At 67.8% G+C, this 20983-nt stretch carries 23 protein-coding genes and 2 pseudogenes; 13 read left to right on the forward strand and 12 right to left on the reverse strand.

The genetic code is table 11. The annotated features are described in order from the left end of the window. Nucleotides 1-3 precede the first annotated feature (3 nt). The gene (locus tag AAFF32_RS00365) at nucleotides 4-414 is read right to left on the reverse strand and encodes a hypothetical protein (RefSeq protein WP_342316115.1); all 411 of its coding nucleotides are present in this window, start codon (nucleotides 412-414) and stop codon (nucleotides 4-6) included. Beyond that, nucleotides 411-1397 (reverse strand): hypothetical protein, encoded by a 987-nt coding sequence (locus AAFF32_RS00370; RefSeq protein ID WP_254200952.1) that lies wholly within the window; start codon nucleotides 1395-1397, stop codon nucleotides 411-413. Before AAFF32_RS00370 ends, AAFF32_RS00365 begins: the two co-directional genes overlap by 4 nt. 166 nt (nucleotides 1398-1563) lie before the next feature. Here AAFF32_RS00370 and prmA point away from each other — a divergent pair, with 166 nt between their 5' ends. The 6 genes from prmA to purD all read left to right on the forward strand — a co-directional run bounded on the left by prmA (nucleotide 1564) and on the right by purD (nucleotide 7802). After that, nucleotides 1564-2484 carry a 50S ribosomal protein L11 methyltransferase gene (gene prmA, locus AAFF32_RS00375; RefSeq protein ID WP_342317188.1) on the forward strand — a complete coding sequence of 307 codons (921 nt, stop codon included), beginning with the start codon at nucleotides 1564-1566 and terminating at the stop codon, nucleotides 2482-2484. Nucleotides 2485-2518: 34 nt separating this feature from the next. Beyond that, entirely contained in the window at nucleotides 2519-3406 is an 888-nt protein-coding gene (locus AAFF32_RS00380; RefSeq protein WP_216965982.1) for a DUF3426 domain-containing protein, read from the forward strand. Nucleotides 3407-3506: 100 nt separating this feature from the next. After that, nucleotides 3507-3779 (forward strand): DNA-binding transcriptional regulator Fis, encoded by a 273-nt coding sequence (gene fis / locus AAFF32_RS00385; protein ID WP_216965981.1) that lies wholly within the window; start codon nucleotides 3507-3509, stop codon nucleotides 3777-3779. Nucleotides 3780-3972: 193 nt separating this feature from the next. Continuing rightward, nucleotides 3973-5562: a bifunctional phosphoribosylaminoimidazolecarboxamide formyltransferase/IMP cyclohydrolase gene (gene purH / locus AAFF32_RS00390; RefSeq protein ID WP_342316116.1), complete on the forward strand. Its 1590-nt coding sequence runs from the start codon at nucleotides 3973-3975 to the stop codon at nucleotides 5560-5562. A 298-nt stretch (nucleotides 5563-5860) separates the two neighbouring features. Then, nucleotides 5861-6355 (forward strand): N-acetyltransferase, encoded by a 495-nt coding sequence (locus AAFF32_RS00395; RefSeq protein ID WP_216965976.1) that lies wholly within the window; start codon nucleotides 5861-5863, stop codon nucleotides 6353-6355. Nucleotides 6356-6503: 148 nt separating this feature from the next. Then, complete coding sequence (gene purD / locus AAFF32_RS00400) at nucleotides 6504-7802, forward strand: phosphoribosylamine--glycine ligase (protein ID WP_216965965.1); 1299 nt, start codon at nucleotides 6504-6506, stop codon at nucleotides 7800-7802. Nucleotides 7803-8007: 205 nt separating this feature from the next. On the opposite strand, the gene AAFF32_RS00405 is transcribed toward purD, so the two are convergent. Beyond that, a complete protein-coding gene (locus AAFF32_RS00405) occupies nucleotides 8008-8280 on the reverse strand; it encodes a hypothetical protein (protein WP_216965963.1) in 273 nt (90 codons plus the stop codon). Nucleotides 8281-8531: 251 nt separating this feature from the next. On the opposite strand from AAFF32_RS00405, the gene AAFF32_RS00410 reads away from it, so the two are divergent. The 6 genes and pseudogenes from AAFF32_RS00410 (at nucleotide 8532) to AAFF32_RS00435 (ending at nucleotide 13682) form a co-directional block, all read left to right on the forward strand. Further along, nucleotides 8532-9224 (forward strand): alpha/beta hydrolase, encoded by a 693-nt coding sequence (locus tag AAFF32_RS00410; RefSeq protein WP_342316117.1) that lies wholly within the window; start codon nucleotides 8532-8534, stop codon nucleotides 9222-9224. 178 nt (nucleotides 9225-9402) lie between these two features. Beyond that, a pseudogene (locus tag AAFF32_RS00415) lies at nucleotides 9403-9716 on the forward strand (type II toxin-antitoxin system RelE/ParE family toxin). Between the two features lie 11 nt (nucleotides 9717-9727). Then, the gene (locus AAFF32_RS00420; RefSeq protein WP_216965959.1) at nucleotides 9728-10033 is read left to right on the forward strand and encodes a helix-turn-helix transcriptional regulator; all 306 of its coding nucleotides are present in this window, start codon (nucleotides 9728-9730) and stop codon (nucleotides 10031-10033) included. An 889-nt stretch (nucleotides 10034-10922) separates the two neighbouring features. Continuing rightward, nucleotides 10923-12824, forward strand: coding sequence for an MFS transporter (locus AAFF32_RS00425; RefSeq protein WP_216965953.1), 1902 nt, complete (start codon nucleotides 10923-10925; stop codon nucleotides 12822-12824). 79 nt (nucleotides 12825-12903) lie between these two features. Beyond that, a complete protein-coding gene (locus AAFF32_RS00430) occupies nucleotides 12904-13257 on the forward strand; it encodes a CD225/dispanin family protein (RefSeq protein ID WP_216965951.1) in 354 nt (117 codons plus the stop codon). After that, entirely contained in the window at nucleotides 13254-13682 is a 429-nt protein-coding gene (locus tag AAFF32_RS00435) for a DUF2752 domain-containing protein (protein WP_342316118.1), read from the forward strand. Before AAFF32_RS00430 ends, AAFF32_RS00435 begins: the two co-directional genes overlap by 4 nt. 103 nt (nucleotides 13683-13785) lie before the next feature. Here the strand turns inward: AAFF32_RS00435 and AAFF32_RS00440 are convergent, their stop codons facing one another. The 6 genes from AAFF32_RS00440 to AAFF32_RS00465 form a co-directional block, all read right to left on the reverse strand. Next, nucleotides 13786-14730, reverse strand: a complete 945-nt coding sequence (locus tag AAFF32_RS00440; protein ID WP_342316120.1) for a hypothetical protein — start codon at nucleotides 14728-14730, stop codon at nucleotides 13786-13788. A 520-nt stretch (nucleotides 14731-15250) separates the two neighbouring features. Continuing rightward, nucleotides 15251-16210 carry an NAD(+) diphosphatase gene (gene nudC / locus AAFF32_RS00445; RefSeq protein WP_342316121.1) on the reverse strand — a complete coding sequence of 320 codons (960 nt, stop codon included), beginning with the start codon at nucleotides 16208-16210 and terminating at the stop codon, nucleotides 15251-15253. After that, on the reverse strand, nucleotides 16207-16581 hold the full coding sequence (erpA, locus tag AAFF32_RS00450) for an iron-sulfur cluster insertion protein ErpA (RefSeq protein ID WP_216965943.1): 375 nt from the start codon (nucleotides 16579-16581) through the stop codon (nucleotides 16207-16209). Before erpA ends, nudC begins: the two co-directional genes overlap by 4 nt. Before the next feature lie 82 nt (nucleotides 16582-16663). Further along, nucleotides 16664-17470, reverse strand: coding sequence for a DUF6776 family protein (locus AAFF32_RS00455; protein WP_254200950.1), 807 nt, complete (start codon nucleotides 17468-17470; stop codon nucleotides 16664-16666). A gap of 52 nt (nucleotides 17471-17522) precedes the next feature. Next, nucleotides 17523-17939 (reverse strand): polymer-forming cytoskeletal protein, encoded by a 417-nt coding sequence (locus AAFF32_RS00460; RefSeq protein ID WP_216965941.1) that lies wholly within the window; start codon nucleotides 17937-17939, stop codon nucleotides 17523-17525. 53 nt (nucleotides 17940-17992) lie between these two features. After that, nucleotides 17993-18727: a DUF6776 family protein gene (locus tag AAFF32_RS00465; RefSeq protein WP_254200947.1), complete on the reverse strand. Its 735-nt coding sequence runs from the start codon at nucleotides 18725-18727 to the stop codon at nucleotides 17993-17995. A 76-nt stretch (nucleotides 18728-18803) separates the two neighbouring features. On the opposite strand from AAFF32_RS00465, the gene AAFF32_RS00470 reads away from it, so the two are divergent. Beyond that, entirely contained in the window at nucleotides 18804-19385 is a 582-nt protein-coding gene (locus AAFF32_RS00470) for a DUF4126 domain-containing protein (RefSeq protein WP_216965938.1), read from the forward strand. A gap of 90 nt (nucleotides 19386-19475) precedes the next feature. On the opposite strand, the gene bfr is transcribed toward AAFF32_RS00470, so the two are convergent. From bfr to AAFF32_RS00485, 3 genes and pseudogenes are all read right to left on the reverse strand, one after another. Next, nucleotides 19476-19946: a bacterioferritin gene (gene bfr / locus AAFF32_RS00475; protein ID WP_216965936.1), complete on the reverse strand. Its 471-nt coding sequence runs from the start codon at nucleotides 19944-19946 to the stop codon at nucleotides 19476-19478. Between the two features lie 114 nt (nucleotides 19947-20060). Then, nucleotides 20061-20264 (reverse strand): (2Fe-2S)-binding protein, encoded by a 204-nt coding sequence (locus AAFF32_RS00480; protein WP_216966146.1) that lies wholly within the window; start codon nucleotides 20262-20264, stop codon nucleotides 20061-20063. Between the two features lie 169 nt (nucleotides 20265-20433). Continuing rightward, nucleotides 20434-20928, reverse strand: a pseudogene (locus tag AAFF32_RS00485) (RNA pyrophosphohydrolase); the annotation flags it as partial. Between the last annotated feature and the right edge of the window lie 55 nt (nucleotides 20929-20983).

Below are 20983 nucleotides of genomic sequence, written 5' to 3' on the forward strand. Positions count from 1 at the left end.
AGATCAGCGCGTCGCTTCCTGCGCCGAGGCATCGGCGGCGGCATCCTTGGCGACCGCGGCACCGCTGCGCTGCTGCGTCCCGGCGATGGGATGCACGCCCGAGCTCGACGACGGGCTGACGACCATGACGTACTCGCTGGAACCGTCGGGCCACACGACCTTGAAGGTGCTGCCCGGCGGCAGCGTCGAGAACGGCGCGCCGCTGCTCGCCCGATACACCGCGGCGACCTGCGCCGCCCCGGTGGTGCGCACGTCCTCCGACGAACGCACGGAGGTCACGGCGATTTGCGACAGATGGCGATACTCGTCACCCAACACGTCGATCATCACGCCCGCGGCGGCCACCGAATACGTGGCGAACAACAGCACCCAGAAATACCTGCCGGCCTTGGTTGGCAATGGAAGCTTCTTCATTTTGATTCCCTCTTCCCGCCCATGAGCGAGACAACCATGTCGTTGATGACGTCCACACCCTGGCGGGGGATGGCGGCGTCGAATACGAAGCGTTCGAAATCCTGCCCGGGCACGCGTGAACAGATGCCGCCGTTGGCGCAGTACGACGTCATCAGTGCGCTGTCGGACGAGCAGTCCAGGCCCTGCCGGCACGCGGCCAGTTGCCAGGCCAGTTCCGAGAACTGAGTGCCGGCGACCTGATCGGCCAGCTCGATCTTGCCGCTGGCGGCGACGCCCATCGCCGGCGACAGCGCCGAATACGCTTCCGGGTCGCCCGATTCCTTCACGCGCTCGACCAGATCGCGCTTGTATTCGGGCGTGTCCTTGAGCGGTTCGCCCGAAGCGAGCAGCGAAGCCTCCGCCGCGACGCTCCCGGCTTCCGCCGCTTCCACGCGCTTGAGCACGATCATGCGCGGCGTCAGCTCGTCCTGCGGCACGAAGCGCGCGCACCGCTGGCGGATGCGCTCGCGTGCGGCGACCATCGCCGCCGAACCGCGCATCTCCATCTCGCCGATCACGCGCGTGTCGCGCTCGAACGCCGCCGGTGCCGCGGCGAAGCCGGAGCAGTAGTCGTACACGCGGCTGATCATCCAGATCGCATCGGCGTCGCGTTCGCGCGCGGCCGGTTCCAGCGACTGCGCGTACGCGTACAGATCGCTCGCCGTGTCGAACTGCTCGCGCAGGGCCGAGCGTGCGGGCACCTGCACCGTGCGGCCGATGGTGTCCGGTCGCGGATGGTCGACCGACGCGCTCTCCCGATCGGGCAGCTCGGCGTTTACCGCCGTGGCGATGGCGACGCGTTCGACACTGCTCCGGTCACCGCTCTGCACCCACGCCGCCACCGACGCGATGCCGAGCACCACCAGCGTCGCCCCGGCGAGCATGCGCGTGCTCGGCCACGAAGGCGATCGTGCTTTCAGCCCGGTTTGAAGGGTGTTGGCCATGGCGGGGGGAGACGGCGTCGGGCCATTCTAAGGCCAAGCCGCCGCCGCAACCGGCAAGGTTTCGGGCTGAATGCGGGCAAGTGGCCCTGCCCTGTGACCGTGGACCCGCTTTACGCCGTCTGCCGCACGGCCCACCATGGCCGCCCGTCGTCGCCTTCCGACCGCCATGCCGTTCCTCGAACTCACCCTGCCCTGCACCGAAGTCCAGCAGCCGCGCTACGAGCGCGCGCTGGAAAGCGTCGGCGCGCTGGCCGTCACGCTCGCCGATGCGCATGCCGACGCGCCCGACGAACAGGCGATCTTCGAGCCCGGCGTCGGCGAACAGCCGCTGTGGAACGAGCTGGTGCTGACCGCGCTGTTCGAAGGCGGCACCTCGCAGGACCTGCTGCTGTACGCACTGAGCGCGGCCGACGAAGGCCTGGACTGGTCGCGCGCGGCCTTCCGCGAGGTCGAGGACCAGGACTGGGAACGGGCCTGGATGGATCAGTACGAGCCGCTCAAGTTCGGCCGTCGCACCTGGATCGTGCCGTGGAACCACGACCTGCCCGAAGGCGCCGACGCGGCCGACGCGGCCGTGGTTCGCCTCGACCCCGGCCTGGCCTTCGGCTCCGGCACGCATCCCACCACGGCGCTGTGCCTGGAATGGCTCGACACGCTGGCCGACGAAGGCGCGCTGCACGGTCAGCGCGTGCTCGATTTCGGCTGCGGCTCGGGCATCCTTGCGCTGGCCGCGCTGAAGCTCGGCGCCGCGCAGGCGATCGGCGTGGACAACGACCCGCAGGCGTTGATCGCCACCGCCGACAACGCACAGCGCAACGGCGTGGACGATCGCCTGCTGGCCTACGCGCCGGACGACGAACCCGCGCAGACGTACCCGGTCGTGGTCGCCAACATCCTGGCCTCGGCGCTGGTGGCGCTGGCCGACACGCTCACCGCGCGCGTCGCGCCGGGCGGGCGCATCGCGATGTCGGGCATCCTCGCCGGCCAGGAAGACGAGGTCATCGAGCGCTACGCCGCCGGCTTCGAACAGCTGCATGCGCAACGCCAGGAAGACTGGATGCGCGTCACAGGCGTGCGCCGCCGATGACAACGCCGCGGGCCGGCATGTTTGAATAGCCGCCATGTTCGTCCCGTGCCCGCACTGCGGTTTCCTGGTTGCGCTCATCGTCCGCCCGGACGGTGCGCCGCAGCGTTGCCCGCGTTGCGAGCAACTCGTGGAACCCATCGGCACGGACACGACGCCCGTGGAAGAACCCGTCGACGCACCGGCCGACGAACCCGTGCACGAAACGGCGGACGCATCGCCCGAAGCGTCGCCGACCGTTACGCCTGAAACGAGTGCGACCGACGAAGTCGCAACCACCGCCGAGGCGACGGACGACGCCACCGACAGCGAACCGACATCGGACGCGCTTCCCAGTTACGAGGACGCCATCGCCGCGGTGACGGTGGGCACGCCCGCGCGTCGGAGCAAACGCGCCGCACGTCCGCGTCGCAAAGGCGCGCCGAGTTTCGCCCGCCACTCCGCACCGACCGCACCGGCACGCGTGCATTGGGGCTGGTATGCCGGCATCGCCGGACTGACGCTGCTGCTCGCATTGCAGTTGCTGCTGGCGCAGCGTTTCGAACTCGCCGCCGATCCGCGCTGGCGACCGCTGGTCGCCGGCGCATGCAGCGTGCTGCGCTGCGAAGTGCCGGCGTGGCACGAACCGGCCGCGTTCACCATGCTCCAGCGCAGCGTGCGACCCAAGGCGGGCGCGGCAGGCGTGCTTGCCGTCGAGGCCAGCTTCCGCAACGACGCGCAATGGCCGCAGCCCTGGCCGACGTTGCTGCTGAGTCTGTCCGACGTGGACGGCCGGCCGGTCGGCGTGCGTGCGTTCACCCCCAACGAGTACCGCCGGACGCACAGCGCCGCGGACCGCCTCCTGCCCGGGCAGAGCGCGACCGTGACAATGGATGTCGTGGAACCGGCGCCACGCATCGTGGCGTTCACCTTCGATTTCCGCTGAGCCCTCGCGATTCATTGGCGCCTGCGACAGGCCCACGATAGACTCGCCCTCCCGCCGACCCCGCACCGGGGTGAGGTCGCGCGAAGGACTGGGGATCACGTTGAACGCTGCCACCGACCGAACCGACACCGCACGCCCCGCTCCACGCGTGCCGCTGCGCGACCATGTCGCCACGTCGATCCGCCGCTACCTGGGCGACCTGGACGGCAGCGACACCGAGAACCTCTACGAGATCGCGCTGCGCGAGCTGGAGATCCCGCTGTTCGTGGAAGTGCTGCAGCACTGCGACGGCAACCAGAGCCGCGCCGCGTCGATGCTCGGCATCCACCGCGCGACGCTGCGCAAGAAGCTGCGCGAGTACGGGCTGGACTGATTTTTCCTGCTGTCATCCCCGCGAAGGCGGGGATCCAGGCTTGCGTGCGTCACGCCTTTCGAAGGCCGGAATCGAACCGGACAGTTGGATTCCCGCCTTCGCGGGAATGACGGCTGAAACTCCGTGCGACGGAAGGCCCGCAACGCGCGGGGCCGTATAATTCCCAGCTCCCCGCCGCCGTCCCCGCACACCCATGACCTCCGAACTCCTGTCCGGCCCGCCGGTCGTCGTCCGCCGCGCCCTGCTGTCCGTATCCGACAAGACCGGCCTGATCGCGCTCGCCCAGGCGCTGCACGCGCACAACGTCGAACTGCTCTCCACCGGCGGCACCGCCAAGGCCATCCGCGACGCCGGCCTGCCGGTGAAGGACGTCAGCGACGTCACCGGCTTCCCCGAGATGATGGACGGCCGCGTCAAGACGCTGCACCCGCTCGTGCACGGCGGCCTGCTCGGCCGCGCCGGGCTGGATGACGCGGTGATGGCGCAGCACGGCATCGGCGCGATCGACCTGCTGGTGCTGAACCTGTATCCGTTCGAGAAGGTTTCGGCCAACCCCGACAGCTCGCTGGACGACATCGTCGAGAACATCGACATCGGCGGTCCGGCGATGCTGCGTTCGGCGGCGAAGAACTTCGCGCGCGTGGCCGTGGCCACCGATCCGGCGCAGTACGAAAGCATCCTGGACGAACTCAAGCACAACCACGGTGCGCTGTCGGGCACGACGCGTTTCGCACTGTCGGTGGCCGCGTTCAACCGCGTCGCGCAGTACGACGCGTGCATCAGCGACTACCTGTCCTCGATCAACGTCGACGACGGCCAGCGCGCGCGCTTCCCCGCGCAGCAGAACAGCAACTTCGTGAAGGTGATGGACCTGCGCTACGGCGAGAACCCGCACCAGCAGGGTGCGTTCTACCGCGACCTGTGGCCGGTGCCGGGCACGCTGGCTACGTTCACGCAGTTGCAGGGCAAGGAACTGAGCTTCAACAACCTCGCCGACGCCGACGCCGCGTGGGAATGCGTGCGCCAGTTCGAGCGCCCGGCCTGCGTGATCGTCAAGCACGCCAATCCCTGCGGCGTGGCCGAAGGCGTGGCCTGCGGCGATGCGTATGAGCTGGCCTACGCCACCGACCCCACCTCCGCCTTCGGCGGCATCATCGCGTTCAACAAGACGCTGGACGCCGCCACCGCCAAGGCCATCCTCGACCGCCAGTTCGTCGAAGTGCTGATCGCACCGGACTACGAGGAAGGCGCGCTCGACTACGCGAAGAAGAAAGCCAACGTGCGCGTGCTGCGCATTCCGCATGGTGAAGGCCGCAACAACGTGGACATCAAGCGCGTCGGCTCGGGCCTGCTGATGCAGACCAGCGACATCCGCGAAGTCACGCGCGAGGAACTCAAGGTCGTGACGAAGATCGCGCCGACGAAGGAGCAGATGGACGATCTGCTGTTCGCCTGGCGCGTGGCGAAGTTCGTGAAGTCCAACGCGATCGTCTACGCGAAGGACCATCGCACCATCGGCGTCGGCGCGGGCCAGATGAGCCGTGTGTACTCGGCGCGCATCGCCGGCATCAAGGCGACCGACGCGGGCTTGGTGGTGCCGGGCTCGGTGATGGCGTCCGACGCCTTCTTCCCGTTCCGCGACGGCATCGACGCCGCGGCCGAAGCGGGCATCAAGGCCGTGATCCAGCCGGGCGGCTCGATGCGCGACAGCGAAGTCATCGCCGCCGCAGACGAACACGGCCTGGCGATGGTGTTCACGGGCGTGCGTCACTTCCGCCACTGATCCGCCGGGAATCGGGAATCGGGAATCGGGAAAGCGTTTCCGAAGCCGTCATCCCGGCGAAGGCCGGGACCCAGGCCGACAGCCTCGCAGCCCCATGCCGTCATCCCCGCGAAGGCGGGGATCCAACTGTCCACACCCTCACGTCCTCCGGAGCGCGTGATGCGTTACGTCCTTGGATTCCCGCCTACGCGGGAATGACGGCATGAGCATAGCCCGCGCTCATGAGGGCCTCGACGCCCCCGCCGACACCGCCATAACCGCCCCCCGCGCAAACTCCGCCCACACGCCCGGAGGCCTTATGTGGATCCGCACCGAAACCCAGGACGACCACGCCGCCATCCGCGACCTCCTGGGCACCGCCTTCGCCGAAGTCCCCGGCAACGGCCGCGTCGAGCAGCGCATCGTCGACACCCTGCGCGAGGACGGCGAACTGAGCCTGTGCCTGGTGGCCGACATCGACGGTCGCCTCGCCGGCGTCGCGGTGTTCTCGCCGGTGGCGATCGAAGGCGCGAAGTCCTGGTACGGCCTGGGCCCCGTCGCCGTCGCGCCGCGCGACCAGGGCCACGGCGTCGGCACCGCGCTGATCCGCGCCGGCCTGGCCGAACTGGCCGAACAGGGCGCCGCCGGCTGCGTCGTGCTGGGCGAACCCGCGTACTACGCCCGCTTCGGCTTCCTCAACGACGGCGAACTGCACTACGCCGACGCCCCGCCGCAGTACTTCCAGTCCCTCGCCTTCGGCGACGCGACGGCGAAGGGCGCCGTGCGCTACCACCGCTCGTTCTCCGACGCCTGAGCGACACGGATGAACGCGCGCGAGGCCGATACCGCCGCGCGGACGCGTTCAACCCCATGAAAGACGACGCGCCCGGACGCGAAAGTCGCGGCATCGCGGCTGCTTCCGTAAAATCCGCGGTCCCACGTCGCGACACGCAGGAGCGCACATGAAAGTCCTCGTCATCGGTTCCGGCGGTCGCGAGCACGCCCTGGCCTGGAAACTGGCGCAATCACCGCGCGTGAGCGAGGTGCTGGTCGCGCCGGGCAACGCCGGCACCGCGACCGAAGCCGGTTGCCGCAACGTGGACGTGTCCGCCTCCGACATCGACGGCCTGATCGCGCTGGTGGAACGCGAAGGCGTCAGCGTCACCGTCGTCGGCCCGGAAGTCCCGCTGGTCAACGGCGTCGTCGACCGCTTCCGCGAGAAGCAGCACCGCATCTTCGGCCCCACCCAGGCCGCCGCGCAGTTGGAAGGCAGCAAGGCCTACGCGAAGAACTTCCTCGCGCGCCACGGCATTCCCACCGCGCACTACGCCGTGTTCACCGAAGTCGATGCCGCCATCGACTACGTGCAGGAAAAGGGCGCCCCCATCGTCATCAAGGCCGACGGCCTGGCCGCGGGCAAGGGCGTGATCGTCGCGATGACGCTGGCCGAAGCCGAAGCGGCCATCACCGACATGCTCGCCGACTACGCCTTCGGCGCCGCCGGCGCGCGCGTGGTGATCGAAGAGTTCCTGGAAGGCGAGGAAGCCAGCTTCATCTCCATGGTGGACGGCAGGACCGCATTGCCGATGGCGACCAGCCAGGACCACAAGCGCGTGGGCGACCGCGACACCGGCCCCAACACCGGCGGCATGGGCGCGTATTCGCCCGCGCCGGTGGTCACGCCGGACGTGCACGCGCGCATCATGCGCGAAGTGGTCGAACCCACCGTGCGCGGCATGATCGCCGACGGCATTCCCTTCACCGGTTTCCTCTACGCCGGTTTGATGATCGACAAGAGCGGCGCGCCGAAGGTCATCGAATACAACGTGCGCTTCGGCGACCCGGAAACGCAGCCGGTGATGCTGCGCCTGCGTTCGGACCTGCTGGAACTGGTGGAAGCGGCCATCGACGAGCGCCTGGACAAGGTGAGCGCGCAGTGGGATTCGCGCCCGTCGCTGGGCGTGGTGATGGCCGCCGAGGGTTACCCCGGCACGCCGCGCGCCGGTGACGTCATCAACAGCTGGGACGCGCCCGAAGTGGACGACGTGAAGGTCTTCCACGCCGGCACGAAGGTGGAAGGCGAACACGTCGTCACCTCCGGCGGCCGCGTGCTGTGCGTGTGCGCCCTGGGCGACAGCGTCGCCGACGCGCAGCACAAGGCGTACGAAGCCGTCGCCGGCATCAGCTGGCACGGCGAGTTCCACCGCCACGACATCGGCTGGCGCGCGATCGAGCGCGAGCGGACTGAAGAGCCCGCATAAGCGCGAGTTTCAAGTCCCTGTGTTTTGAGCCCCTCTCCCGCCCGCGGGAGAGGGGTTGGGGTGAGGGCTCAACGAAGCCAATCCGGCGCCCCCCCTCATCCGAACAGCACTCGTGTCTTTGTAGCCCGGGTAAGCGAAGCGCACCCGGGATCGAACGGTGACACCCCCGGGTGCGCTTCGCTTACCCGGGCTACTACGACGCGCCTTACGCCGTCCCCTCCTCCGGCGCCGGCGTCAATTCCACCGCCACCGCCTCCAGATCCGCGATTGCGGTTTCGACCGCATCGTAGAACTGCGACTGCTTGGTCATCAGATCCTCGATCACCGACGCCTTCTTCAACTTCGACAACTCACCGTCGAACATCAGCCACTGCGTCGTCAGCAGCTCCACGTTGTTCTTCGAGTAATGCCGCATTTCCTTGAGCTGCAACACCGTGTCGTTGACATGCTCCAGCGGCGACTTGGTATCGGCCGTCATGGCGACCTCCTTCCGGACGTGTACCGGCAGCCTACGAAGCCGAAGCTGGCTCGCAGGTGAAATCGCGGCGTTTGCGTGGAGACGGCGTGAAAGAAACGTGCGCACACGACGTAGCCCGGGTAAGCGAAGCGCACCCGGGACGCCCTCCACGTTGAACCCCGGGTGCGCTCCGCTTACCCGGGCTACTGGCTGCCCGATTCGTCGCCGCGCTTGCGTTGGACTGCATGCCCCCCTTCCTCGGAGATGACGCCATGAGCAAGCCCACCGTCGTGCTGGTCCACGGATTCTGGGGCGGCGCCGCGCACTGGTCGAAGGTGATCGTCGCCTTGTCGCGCTTGGGCTACACCGACATCCGCGCCGTCGAAAACCCGCTGACCTCGCTCGCCGACGATGCCGAACGCACGCGCAAGATGGTCGCGCAGGTGACCGGCCCCGTCGTCCTCGTCGGTCATTCCTACGGCGGCGCGGTGATCACGCAGATGGGCCACCAACCCAACATCAAAGCACTGGTCTACATCGCCGCCTTCGCCCCCGACGCCGGCGAAAGCCCCGGCGGCATCACGCAACAGCAACCGCCCGCCGCGGTGGCCAACATCGCCCCCGACAGTGACGGCTACCTGTGGATCGTCCCGTCCAAGTTCCACGAAGGCTTCTGCCAGGACCTCAGCGCCGACGAAGCATTGGTGATGGCGGTGACGCAGAAGGCGCCGGTGGGCGGCACATTCGGCGACACCATCACCGCGCCCGCATGGAAGGACAAACCCTGCTGGTACCAGATCTCCACGCAGGACCACATGATCCACCCCGACAACCAGAAGCGCATGTCGGCCCGCATGAATGCCAAGAAGGTGATCACGCTGGACGCGAGTCACGCATCGCTGGCCTCGCAAGCGGACGCAGTGGCGGCGTTGATCGACGAAGCGGCGAAGGCCACCGCGTCCTGATCACCACTCCGCGCAGATCGCCTTAAAGCTCCTCTCCCGCTCGCGGGAGAGGGGTTGGGGTGAGGGCCAACGAAGCGACAAGGCCGCCCTACCTACCCGCACGGCGCTGCGAGCCTACAGCCCCGGCACAACCATCTAAGTATTTGCATATTTATCTAAATACCTATATGGTCCGCCCGTGAAGACCCTGTACTGGCTAGGCAGCACTCTCGACGATCTGAAACGCTTCCCCGAGGACGCCCGCCGCGAAGCCGGTATGACCTGCGACGCATCCAATCGGGGCTCGATCCGCGCAACTGGAAACCGATGAAGACCGTAGGCGCCGGCGTCCGCGAAATCCGGATCGCAGATTCCTCGGGCGCTTTTCGGGTGTTCTACGTCATCGAGCGACTCGACGCGGTCTATGTTCTGCACGCCTTCCAGAAGAAGTCACAGAAGACGGAACAGAAGGACATCGACAAGGGCAAGGCCCGATATCAACTCATCGAATGAAGGAGGCAACCATGGCCACCAAGCATCCCAAGAAGGGTCCCCACATCGTCGCCTCCAGCGGAAACGTCTTCGCCGATCTGGGTTTCGACAGCGCCGAAGCGCAGGTGCTCGCCATGCGCGCCGATCTGATGATCGAGCTGGAGAAGCAGCTCAAGGCCCAAGGGCTGACGCAAACCGCCGCTGCAAAGATTCTGGGCGTGAGCCAGTCGCGTGTGTCCGATCTGGTTCGCGGAAAGGCCGAGAACTTCAGCCTGGACATGCTAGTGACCTTCGCCGCCCGGATCGGCAAGCCTGCGCGGATCGTGCTGTCGCCGTGATGTGCGCAACCGCACAAAGACCGCCGCCCTCCTAACGTCGTCCCCGCGAAGGCGGGGAACCCCGTCAAATCCAAGATTCTGTCGCAGGATATGGGCTACGAAGAATATGCTCGAATCAAGCGCGCGCAACTTCAAGGAAGAGCAGCAAAAGTTTGCGAGCGGGAGAAGACCGCATTCCTCTACGACGAGAGAACAGGGAAGCCCTTAAGGCCAGGCAAGGCAACCGCGCTTACTAAAGAACATTGCAATGTCGTTGAGATATTTCCACAGGCCAGTGTTCCATAGCGGGCCGACGCTTGATTTCAATCCGCATTGGTTCGGCACGCTGAGAAACATCAACAATGGCGAAAGAAAGCTACTAGTCCATATACGCCATCCAACCACCGCCATCCGTTGGCTAATGACTGACAGGCGCCGCGCCGCATTGCCAGCATGCTTGGCCGCGATCGTAGCCGCTTGCATCTCCTGACTCTCGTTCGCAAAGCCCCCAACACTTTCTACACGCGTCACAATCGCCGCGTACGGAGACATCCGCGTTGGCATGACACAACGGGATGCGCAACGGGCGCTAGATGGAGAGCTGTCGAATCTGTACGAGGATGTTTATGGGGAAGATTGTCGGCACCTAGGATCGCAAAGAAGGGCACCGGGCGTGTCCTATACCACGCTCTCCGGATCCGCCAGCTTTCGCTGGATTGAGGAGGCCGCGGTGACGGTGGGGCTGCCCTTCCCGTGCGGAAGTGCCCGGAGGCTGCGGGCCTGGGTCCCGGCCTTCGCCGGGATGGCGGTGGAAGGTGAGGACGACGGTGGAAGGTCGGGATGACGGGAGGGATTCAACGCCACCGGCATTTGCTAGTCTCCCGCGAGTCAGTCAGACCCCCGTGAGTGCATGGCACACAGTCAGTTCGACCTGCTCAAGCAGCGCCGCTTTCTGCCGTTCTTCGTGACCCAGTGCCTGGGGGCGTTCAACGACAACGTGTATCGGCAGGCGATCATCGGCCTGCTGTTCTGGCTGGGCGTCACCGCGGAGGAGCGCACGCTCTACACCAACCTCGCGCCGGCGTTGTTCATCCTGCCGTACTTCCTGTTCTCGGCCACGGCGGGGCAGATCGCGGAGAAGCTGGAGAAGTCCAAGCTCATCCGCATCACCACCACGATGGAAATCGTGATCATGTCGCTGGCGGCGATCGGCTTCGTCACGCAGAGCATGGTGGTGCTGCTGGTCGCGCTGTTCTGCACGGGGGTGCAGTCCACGCTGTTCGGGCCGGTGAAGTATTCGATCCTGCCCTCGGTGCTAAAGCCGGAGGAACTAACCGGCGGCAACGGGCTGGTGGAGATGGGCACGTCCATCTCGATCCTGGTGGGCATGATCTTCGGCGGGCTCATCTTCGTGGTCGCCGGCGCGCACGGGCCGGTGGTGGCGGCCACGGCGATCATCGCGCTGGCGGTGACGGGCAACCTCATCAGCCGCTTCATTCCGCGCGCCGATGCGGGCGCGCCGGAGCTGAAGATCAACTGGAATCCGATTCCCGAATCGCTCGCCGTGTTGCGCCTGGCGAAGCGGCAGGTGGCGGTGCGCAATTCGGTGCTGGGCGTGTCGTGGTTCTGGTTCATCGGCACGGTGCTGACCTCGCAGCTGCCCACCTACGCGCAGGTGAACCTGGGCGGCAGCAACACGCTGTACATCTTCGCGCTGGCGCTGTTCTCCATCGGCACCGGCGTGGGCTCGATGCTGTGCGAGAAGCTCTCGGCGCGCACGGTGGAGATCGGCCTGGTGCCGCTGGGTGCGTTCGGCATGAGCGCCTTCATGATCGACCTGTACTTCGCGCGCAGCGGTGCGGCGACGGCGACGAACCTGTCGGTGGCGACGTTCCTGCAGCAGCCGGGCTGCTGGCGCATCGCGCTGGACCTCACCGGCATCGGCCTGTTCGCGGGCTTTTTCGTGGTGCCGCTGTTCGCGCTGATCCAGAGCCGCACGCCGCGCAACGAGATCTCGCGCGTGATCGCGGGGATGAACATCCAGAACGCCGGCTTCATCGTGCTGGCGGCGGTGCTGGGCATCGTGGTGCAGCGCTTTCTGGGGTGGTCGATTCCGCAGGTGTTCCTGGCGCTGGCCATCGCCAACGTGATCGTGGCGATCTACATCTTCACGCTGGTGCCCGAGTTCATGATGCGGTTCCTGAGCTGGGTGCTGGTGCGCACGCTGTACCGGCTGCGCCTGCACGGCATCGAGAAGCACGTGCCCGATGAGGGCGCGGCGCTGATCGTGTGCAACCACGTGAGCTACATGGACGCGTTGATCCTGGCGGCGAGCATTCCGCGGCCGGTGCGCTTCGTCATGTACTACAAGATCTTCAACATCCCGGTGATGAGCTGGATCTTCCGCACCGCGGGTGCGATTCCCATCGCGGGGGCGAAGGAGGATCCGGAGCTGATGCGTCGTGCATTCGAGCAGATCGACGCGGCGCTGGCCGAGGGCGAGCTGGTCGGCATCTTCCCGGAAGGTGCGTTGACGAAGGACGGGGAGATCGCGCCGTTCAAGTCGGGCGTGGAGCACGTTCTGCAGCGCGCGAGAGCGAACGGCCATCCGGTGCCGGTGGTGCCGATGGCGTTGCGCAACATGTGGACGAGCATGTGGAGCCGGCGCGACGACCGCATGGGCCGCATGCGCGTGCCGCGTCGCTTCCGCGCGCCGGTGGAGGTGGTGGCCGATGCGCCCGTCGATGGCGCGGGTGTGGACGCTGCGATGCTGGAAACCCGGGTGAGGCAATTGCGCGGGGACGCCCCCTGATCCTGCGATGACGGCCTGCATGGCGCGCTGCTAGGATCGACCGTGCCGCTGTTCCGGCGGCACACTCCGAAGGACCGCCATGAACGTGCCGCCACCCGTCCCGCCGTCGCCTTCGTTGGCGCCGCGTGTTCCGAACTACCTGATCTGGGCGATCCTCATCACGATCGCCTCCGTTCTGTTCTGCTGCATCATCGGCACCATTCCGGGCATCGTCGCGATCGTGTTCGCGGCGCAGGTCAACAGCAAGCTGGCCGCGGGCGATGAGGCCGGCGCATGGGTGGCCTCGGGCCGCGCCAAGCTGTGGTGCTGGATCACCACGGGCCTGACCATCCTCGGCCTGTGCTGGACGATCTACTTCTTCACGTCCGGCGGCATGTCGCAGTACCAGCAGATGCTGCAGGAACTGGAACAGGCGCAGCGCGTGCAGTCGTGAGCGTCGCGCCCGCCTTCGCATCGCGCTTGCTGACCCCGCGCACCGTCGTGGCCGCGGCCACGGCGGTGTCGGCGTTGGGCGGTGTGGCGGTGCTGCGGGCGCTGGATCCGAACGCGGGCGGTTTGTGGCCGTGCGCGTTCCATGCCATCACGGGGCTGCACTGCCCCGGCTGCGGGCTCACGCGTGCGTTGCATGCGTTGGTGCATGGCGACATCGCGCGCGCATGGGCGATGAATCCGCTGGCGATGATCGCGCTGCCGTTGCTGGCGATGATGCTGGCGCAGTGGTGGGTTTCGCGGCCGCTGATGCCGGCGTGGTTGAGCCGGCGCGCGCATGACGGGCGGTGGTGGATCGCGACGCTGGTGGTGTTCGGCGTGCTGCGCAATCTGCCTTATGCGCCGTTCGCGTGGATGGCGCCGGGCTGACATTCGCGTAGCCCGGGTAAGCGAAGTGCACCCGGGTGGCAGTAGCGATCGGTTCCCCGGGTGCGCTTCGCTTACCCGGGCTACGCAGGGCGGCGTTCCGCCGTCAGGCCACCCAGCCGGCGATGACGAACAACGCCAGCACCGCCAGCCACACCAGCAGGCTGCGCCAGACCAGGCTCATGGCGTCGCGCAGTTCCGGTACTTCGCCGGTCAGCACGGGCGCGGGAATCGGCGGCGGCGCCAGGCCGGCTTCGCCGGCATCGGCGCCGAGGTTGTCGTCGGCGTAGTCGGCGGCCTCGTCGGCCAGTTCGCAGGTCACGCTGGCGCGCGCCACGGCGCCGAGGAACGGACGGCGCACATCGAACGACGCGCCGCCGGCATCGCGCCATGCACCCAGCACGGTGTCGAAGTTGCCCACCAGCGCGAGCGCCAGCGTCATCAGCTGGGCGACGGGCCAATCGAGGATGGCGAAGAAGTAGCGTGCGCCTTCGTTCGTCTCGCCCGGCAATGCCGTGGATGCTTCGCCTTCCGCCGACTGCGCGACGAGGCGGTACAGCAGCGCGCCCGCGGGGCCGAGCAGGAGGAACCAGAACAGCACACCGAACCAGCGATGCTGTGCGTTGCGGAAGACGGCTTCCACCAGGCTGCCGCCGTCGAGCACGGCCGGCATGCCGCCTTCGGGCCACAGGCGTTGCGCGACGGCGCGGCGGGCGACGGGATCGGGTGCGTTGGCGACGGCCTCCACGTCGAGGTCCAGATCGCGCGGGCCCCATGCGTAGAAAAGCACGGCCACGCCGAAGATCAGGCTCGCCAGTCCGAACAGCGCATCGTGCAGGGCCAGCTGGAACAGCGAGACCAGCAGCAGCGGCGGCACGAGCGCGATGGCGAGGCCCCAGCGGCCGCGCCAGAAGCTGCCTTCGGGAAAGCGCGAATCCAGCCAGCGCAGCCAGTCGCGGTACCAGCCGAAGTGGCGCACCGACGACGCCAGCGTCGGGGCCATGTGCCCCAGCACCAGCGCGACAACGACGGCGATCAGAGTGGCGGACATTGCGCGGTCGGCTCCGGCTCGCGAGGGGCTGGGCCGATTCTAGCTTGGCGGTGACGGCGTGAAGGCGTTGGTGGGAGGTTGTGTCGGGTGGGTCTCGCTGGCGGCGGCACGGGGTCACGTGGCGGTGCTGCGCGGGTGCGGCGGGTCGGTGCGGGCGTGCCGTGCGTGAAACGCGGCGATGGCGGCGTCATGCGGCGGGTGATAGGGCAACAGCGGCGGCTCGACCCACCTCATCATGGGGAAGGTCGGGACCGGGTCCGCTGCGTTCGGGCACTCTGTCCAGGGTGAGCCACTTCACCGTCATTCCCGCGAAGGCGGGAATGACGGTGGGATGGCTTGCCGGAGAGGAGTGCCCGTGCGTTGCGGGGCCCCGTGCGTACGTTGCGGGGACGGGCCCCGGCCTTTGCCGGGAGGACGGATGGGGTGGCGTGCGTCCGCGCACCTCGATGCACACCTCGATGCACACCTCGATGCACACCTCGATGCACACCTCGATGCGCACGTCATCGCGCGGCCGCGCTTAGCCGCCCGGCCGCTCCGACGTCTGCTCCGCCAGCCACTGTTCGATCAGCCAGCGCGAGATCGAAATGCTCGGCGACAGCACCGGGCCTTCGCCGTCATCCTGCGTGCTGCCCCACTCTCCACGCGTGCGCGCACGACGCACTTCCTCGGCAGTGAACCAGCGCGCGTCTTCCAGTTCGTCGCCGACTTGCGGGTCATCGGCGTCGGCTTCTGCAGCGAAGCCGATCATCAGCGAACCGGGGAACGGCCACGGCTGCGAGGCCTGGTAACGGCATCGACGCACGCGCACGCCGGCTTCCTCGAGCACTTCGCGCGCAACGGTCTGCTCCAGCGATTCGCCCGGTTCCACGAAGCCGGCGATCACCGAATAGCGACGCGCCGGCCACGTGGCCTGGCGGCCCAGCAGCAGGCGGGTGCCGTCGCTGACGGCGACGATTACGGCCGGATCGGTGCGCGGGTAATGTTCGGTGCCGCACTTGGTGCACTTGCCCTGCCAGCCCGCACGCGACAGCGCGACTTCGCCGCCGCACACGCCGCAGAAGCGATGGCGGCTGCGCCAATGCTGCAGCGCGCGCGCCTGTGCGAACACGCTGGCGTCGAACGCGGGCCACAGTGCGGCGGCGCGACGCAGGTCGACACGGTTCGGCGCATCGAACGCCGTCAGCGCGCCTTCGAGCGCGAACCAGCCGCCGCCTTGCGCATCCAGGCCGAGGAACACCGCAGCGCCCACGCCGCCCGGGCCCTCACTGATTTCATCGCCCAACGGCGCGCGCAGGTTGCCGTCGTCGTCGGCGTAGGCGTTGCCCTTCTCGTCGAGAAGGACGACGCGGGCGCGGGGCCACAGCGCCTTGATCGCGTCCGGGTCGTCGCGCAGGCGATCGGCACGGTCGAGTGCACCGCGGCAAGCGGCGTCCGCGCCGGCCTCGACGAAGGCGAAGGGTGCCGGGGTGTCGCTCACACCGCGAAGGACGAGCCGCAGCCGCAGGTGGTCTTCGCGTTCGGATTGCGGATCACGAACTGCGCGCCGTGCAGGCTTTCGGTGTAGTCGACTTCCGCGCCCATCAGGTACTGCAGGCTCAGCGGGTCGACCAGCAGGGTGACGCCGTCGGTCTGGATGGACAGGTCGTCCTCGCCCTGCTGTTCGTCGAACTCGAAGCCGTACTGGAAGCCGGAGCAGCCGCCGCCCTGGATGTAGACCCGCAACTTGAGGGCGTCGTTGCCCTCCTCCGCGATCAGCTCGCGCACCTTGTGGGCGGCGGCGACGGAGAACTGCAGGGGGCGGTCGAGGGACTGGTAGTCCGGCGCGGCGTCGATAGTGGGCAGTTCCATGCCAAAAAGGATGGGGCGCGCGGGCGCGTTGTTCAAGCCGCGCGACGGGTTGCTGCGTCCTGCGGACGCCGCGAGGGGCTGCTCAGGGGGACGCGGTGGCGGGCGCGACGTCGCGCGTGGCGTCGGCCCAGGTGAAGGATTGCTCGATCGCCGCGCCCGAGCGCGGCACCAGCCGCACGGCCACGCGCACCGGGGAGAAGTCCGGCGGCAGGAAGACGTCGCCTTCGACCTGCTGGAAATACTTGAACGAGTACGCGACGCCCGGGGCGTTGGGCTGCTGGCGCAGGAGCGGCCAGGAGAGCTTTTCCAGCTTGCCGGCGCGGGTGCCTTCGATCGACAGCGTGAGCTGGCCGGAGCTGACGGCGCCGCGGTTGAGGTTCTGGGTCAGCGTGCCGGTGAAGTGCCAGGCGGTGTCGTTCTGCGGCTGCAGGCGCAGCGAGTGCACGGCCAGGCCGCGGCGCTGCGCGGTGCTGCCGACCAGGCGTTCGTAAAAGGCGACGTCGGCGCGCAGGCCGGCGACTTCCTCGTCGCGTTCGGCCAAGGTGCTTTGCAGGTCGCGGTTGGCGTCGCGGCTGATCTGGTCGGAGCGACTGAGCGTTGCCACGCGCTGCTGCAGCTGTTCGATCTGGCGCTGCTGGCCGCGGCTTTCGCGCTGGCTGTCTTCCAGCTTCGCAGCGGGGCTGTCCGGGGCCGGCGCGAACACGCGCCACGCGCCCCACAGGCCGAACAGCATCGACACCGCGACCAGAGCGAGCATCAGCGGCCCACGCCGTCCGATCAGCCCGTCGCGCACCGACGACGGTGCGGCGACGGCCTCGACCGGGTGGCCGGGGGCCTCTCCCATGGACGCCGGGATGGGCGCGGACTGCTCGGGGTCGCTCGGGGTCATGCCGGTCGCCGTGGGAAGCCGGCGCCCAGCCTACCGCGTGCGGGGGGAACGGTCAGCGCAGAGCGGCGGCCGCGTCCAGATGCGCTTCAGACAGGGAGTGGGCCTCGTGGGCGCCGGCGTGGATCAGGCGGCCCGTGAGGACCGAACCGGCCAGCATCTCGACCACCTGGTAATGCACGTTGCCCTGCACCCGGGCCTTGGCGGCCAATTCCACGCGCTCGCTGGCGTAGACATTGCCGTCGAGGCGTCCGTTGAGGATGACCACCGGCGCGCGCACCTCGCCTTCGATGCTGCCCTGCTCGGCCAGGGTGAGGGTCGCGCGCTGCCCTTCCTCGGCGATGACCTTGCCGACGATGCGTCCTTCCACGTACAGGCCGCCGCTGAAGACCAGGTCGCCGTGGATGACAACCTGCGCGCCGATGAGGGTGTCGACCTGGCCGTCGATCTGGGCGGGTTTGCTCTTGAACATCGGGGTACTTCCGGTTGCGCCGCCGGGCGTTCCGGCGGATGGGATTTCAACGATTAAGTGGCGGTACCGCTCTGCCAGCCCAGCGTCTGCTCGATGGCGACGTCGCCGCCGTCCAGCGAGACGCGGACGCGCTGCGGAGTGAAGCCGGCCGGCAGCATGACGCTGCCGCCCAGCTGCTGGAAGTAGCGGAAGGAATAATCCTGTGCCGGGACGCCTGCGCGCTGGTGCAGCTCGTCCCAGCTCACGATGGCGAGCTTGCCGTTGCGCACGCCTTCCACGGTGAAGCGCAGGCGGCCGCGGCTGATGGCGCCCTTGTTGAGGCTCTGGGTCAGCACGATCTGGTACCGCCAGGTGCCGCCGGTTTCGGCGTCGAAACGTGCCGAGTGCACGCTCAGCCCCTTGGGCTGTCCGGTCGCGCCGACCAGGCGCTCGTAGAAGGCGAGGTTGGCGCGCAGGTCGGAGATCTCCTCCTCCCTTTCCGCCAGTTCGCCCTGCACTTCCTTGTTGGCGGCGCGGCTGATCTGGTCGGAGCGGGCGAGCGTGGCCTCGCGCTGTGCCAGCTGTTCGGCCTGGGCGCGCCAGCGGTGGAGTTCGTCGTTGGCCGCGTCGAGCTCGGCGGTGACCGCCGGAAGCCTGGGCGCGGCATGGCGCTCGGCGCCGATCCACACGCCCACCAGCGAGGCGATCCAGACCACCGCGAGCACGGCGATGATCAGCGGCCGGCGGTCCGGACGCTGCTGGACGATCGTGAAGCGCGGTGGCGGCGCCCTGCGCGGCGGCTTGTTCATACGCTTGTTTCCGGCGATGCGGTCGCCGGTTTCCCCAGCCCCTATACTTCGATGGACAGTCTAGCGAGGGAGCGACATGTCGGATGCGCACCTGTTCGCAATTGGGGTAGTCCTGGCCTGGTTGGCGGGCATCCGGGTGTACCTGACCGTGTTCGGCGTGGGCCTGGCGGGCTACTTCGGCTGGCTGGACCTGCCGCAGGCGCTGCAGGTTACGGCGTCGCCGTGGGTCTTGGGTGTTTCGGGCGTCCTCGCCGCCGGCGAATTTTTCGCCGACAAGATCCCGGGCGTGGACTCCGGCTGGGACCTGCTGCACACGCTGCTTCGCATTCCGGCCGGCGCCTTCCTGGCCGCGGCCACGTTGTCGCCTGACGGGCACCTCGGCGCCGGCGCATTGGCGGCCGGCGCGGGCGTAGCGCTGACCAGCCATGTGCTCAAGTCCGGCTCGCGGGCGTTGCTCAACACCTCGCCCGAGCCGGTGAGCAACTGGACGGCATCCATCACCGAGGACGTCGCCACCGTCGGCGGGTTGGCGCTGGTGTTCGCGCATCCGTGGATCGCGCTGTCCATCGTCGTGCTGATCAGCGTGACACTGGCGCTGCTGCTGTGGTGGGTCTGGCGGATGCTGTTCCGGCGCGCGCCACGGCCCGGACCGGTCTGAAACGAGCATTGCACCGACACGAGAACGCCGCCGGAAACGGCGGCGTTTTATTACTTCATCGCACGCGCGGGAATGAAGCCGCGGGCGTGCTTACTCCTCGATCTTGGTCAGCAGGTAGTTCTGCTCGCCCAGGCGCTCGATCAGCGACAGCTGGGTCTCGATCCAGTCGATGTGTTCTTCCTCGGAATCGAGGATGTCGGCGAACAGCTTGCGACTGACGTAGTCGTTCACCGATTCGCAGTACTTGATGGCCTCGCGCAGCACCGGCAGGCCTTCAAGCTCCAGAGCGAGATCGCAGGCGAGCAGCTCGCGCGGATTCTCGCCGATGCGCAGCTTGCCCAGCGCCTGGAAGTTCGGAAGGCCTTCGAGGAAGAGGATGCGCTCCGACAGCTTGTCGGCGTGCTTCATCTCGTCGATGGATTCCTTGTACTCGTGCTCGGCGAGTTCCTTCAGGCCCCAGTTCTTCAGCATCTTGGCGTGCAGGAAGTACTGGTTGATGGCGGTCAGCTCGTTGTAGAGCGCCTTGTTGAGGAATTCGATGACCTTGGCGTCGCCCTTCATGGCCGGCCTCCGTAAACGTGGGATGGCGGCACTCTAGCCCGTTCAGGCGGACGATGACGGAACGCGAATCGGGTGCGCTCGCGTCCGAGAATCAGTCTCGATTGGGAAAGAAGCTCAGGCGGCTTCCTGCAGCACCGCGAAGGGCAGCTCGCGCACGGCGTGATGGGCGTCGAGCAGCGAGGAGGCCATGTCGAGGCAGCTGCCGCAATTGGCGCCAGCGCCGGTGCGCATGGTCAGTTCGGTCACGCTGCGGCAGCCCGCGTCGGCGGCGGCGCGGATGTCGTGATCGGTGACCCCATTGCAGATGCAGACGTACACGGCGGCGGTATCGGACAAAGCAGCCGGATCGGCTGCAGGGCCATTTCGCCATGAATGAGAATGATTGTCAATTAACCGGATCCTGACCGCGCACCGGCTTGGCATCGCGCCAGCGCGGCCGCCGGATGCGGCCTGAACGGTCCTGGCCGCGGAACTCCGGACCGGGCGTCGGCACCGCCTGCACCCCCGCCACCTGCCGCGCGGCCGGCGCCAGATGGCGCAGCGCCCGATCGTAGACGCCCCGTTTGAAGATCACGACGTGTTCCACCGGGTACCAGAAGTCCACCCACCGCCAGTGGTCGAATTCAGGTTTGTCGGTGAGGTCCAGGCGCAGGTCGGACTCCTGGCCGGTCAGGCGCAACAAGAACCAGACCTGCTTCTGCCCGATGCACACCAGCCGGTCATTCCGGCGGATCGCCCGCTGCGGCAGGCGGTATCGCAGCCAGCCCGGGGTCGCGCCGAGGACCTCGACATGCTCGGGCAGCAGGCCGGTTTCCTCGCGAAGCTCGCGATACATGGCCTCCAGCGGCGTCTCGTCGCTGTTCATCCCGCCCTGCGGGAACTGCCAGCCATCCCGATGCACGCGGCGCGCCCAGAACACGCGTCCGTCCGGGTGCATCAGGACGATGCCGACATTGGGTCGGTAGCCGTCCGGATCGATCACGATGCGGACTCCTGAATTCACTGCCCCCGACTCTGCCACGCCCTCGCCCGCAACG

This window comes from Lysobacter sp. FW306-1B-D06B, from assembly GCF_038446665.1.
Taxonomy (GTDB): Bacteria; Pseudomonadota; Gammaproteobacteria; order Xanthomonadales; family Xanthomonadaceae; genus Lysobacter_J.

Bases quoted from the DNA above. Each gene is read 5' to 3' on its own strand.
- AAFF32_RS00405 (WP_216965963.1), bottom strand. From the start codon at position 8,280: ATGACGGCCGATACCAAGTCGCCGCTGGAGCATGTCAACGACACGGTG.
- AAFF32_RS00370 (WP_254200952.1), bottom strand. From the start codon at position 1,397: ATGGCCAACACCCTTCAAACCGGGCTGAAAGCACGATCGCCTTCGTGG.
- erpA (WP_216965943.1), bottom strand. From the start codon at position 16,581: ATGGAACTGCCCACTATCGACGCCGCGCCGGACTACCAGTCCCTCGAC.
- AAFF32_RS00410 (WP_342316117.1), top strand. From the start codon at position 8,532: ATGAGCAAGCCCACCGTCGTGCTGGTCCACGGATTCTGGGGCGGCGCC.
- AAFF32_RS00440 (WP_342316120.1), bottom strand. From the start codon at position 14,730: ATGTCCGCCACTCTGATCGCCGTCGTTGTCGCGCTGGTGCTGGGGCAC.
- purH (WP_342316116.1), top strand. From the start codon at position 3,973: ATGACCTCCGAACTCCTGTCCGGCCCGCCGGTCGTCGTCCGCCGCGCC.
- AAFF32_RS00365 (WP_342316115.1), bottom strand. From the start codon at position 414: ATGAAGAAGCTTCCATTGCCAACCAAGGCCGGCAGGTATTTCTGGGTG.
- prmA (WP_342317188.1), top strand. From the start codon at position 1,564: ATGCCGTTCCTCGAACTCACCCTGCCCTGCACCGAAGTCCAGCAGCCG.
- AAFF32_RS00420 (WP_216965959.1), top strand. From the start codon at position 9,728: ATGGCCACCAAGCATCCCAAGAAGGGTCCCCACATCGTCGCCTCCAGC.
- AAFF32_RS00470 (WP_216965938.1), top strand. From the start codon at position 18,804: ATGTCGGATGCGCACCTGTTCGCAATTGGGGTAGTCCTGGCCTGGTTG.
- AAFF32_RS00465 (WP_254200947.1), bottom strand. From the start codon at position 18,727: ATGAACAAGCCGCCGCGCAGGGCGCCGCCACCGCGCTTCACGATCGTC.
- AAFF32_RS00430 (WP_216965951.1), top strand. From the start codon at position 12,904: ATGAACGTGCCGCCACCCGTCCCGCCGTCGCCTTCGTTGGCGCCGCGT.
- AAFF32_RS00380 (WP_216965982.1), top strand. From the start codon at position 2,519: ATGTTCGTCCCGTGCCCGCACTGCGGTTTCCTGGTTGCGCTCATCGTC.
- AAFF32_RS00425 (WP_216965953.1), top strand. From the start codon at position 10,923: ATGGCACACAGTCAGTTCGACCTGCTCAAGCAGCGCCGCTTTCTGCCG.
- bfr (WP_216965936.1), bottom strand. From the start codon at position 19,946: ATGAAGGGCGACGCCAAGGTCATCGAATTCCTCAACAAGGCGCTCTAC.
- purD (WP_216965965.1), top strand. From the start codon at position 6,504: ATGAAAGTCCTCGTCATCGGTTCCGGCGGTCGCGAGCACGCCCTGGCC.
- AAFF32_RS00395 (WP_216965976.1), top strand. From the start codon at position 5,861: ATGTGGATCCGCACCGAAACCCAGGACGACCACGCCGCCATCCGCGAC.
- AAFF32_RS00455 (WP_254200950.1), bottom strand. From the start codon at position 17,470: ATGACCCCGAGCGACCCCGAGCAGTCCGCGCCCATCCCGGCGTCCATG.
- AAFF32_RS00460 (WP_216965941.1), bottom strand. From the start codon at position 17,939: ATGTTCAAGAGCAAACCCGCCCAGATCGACGGCCAGGTCGACACCCTC.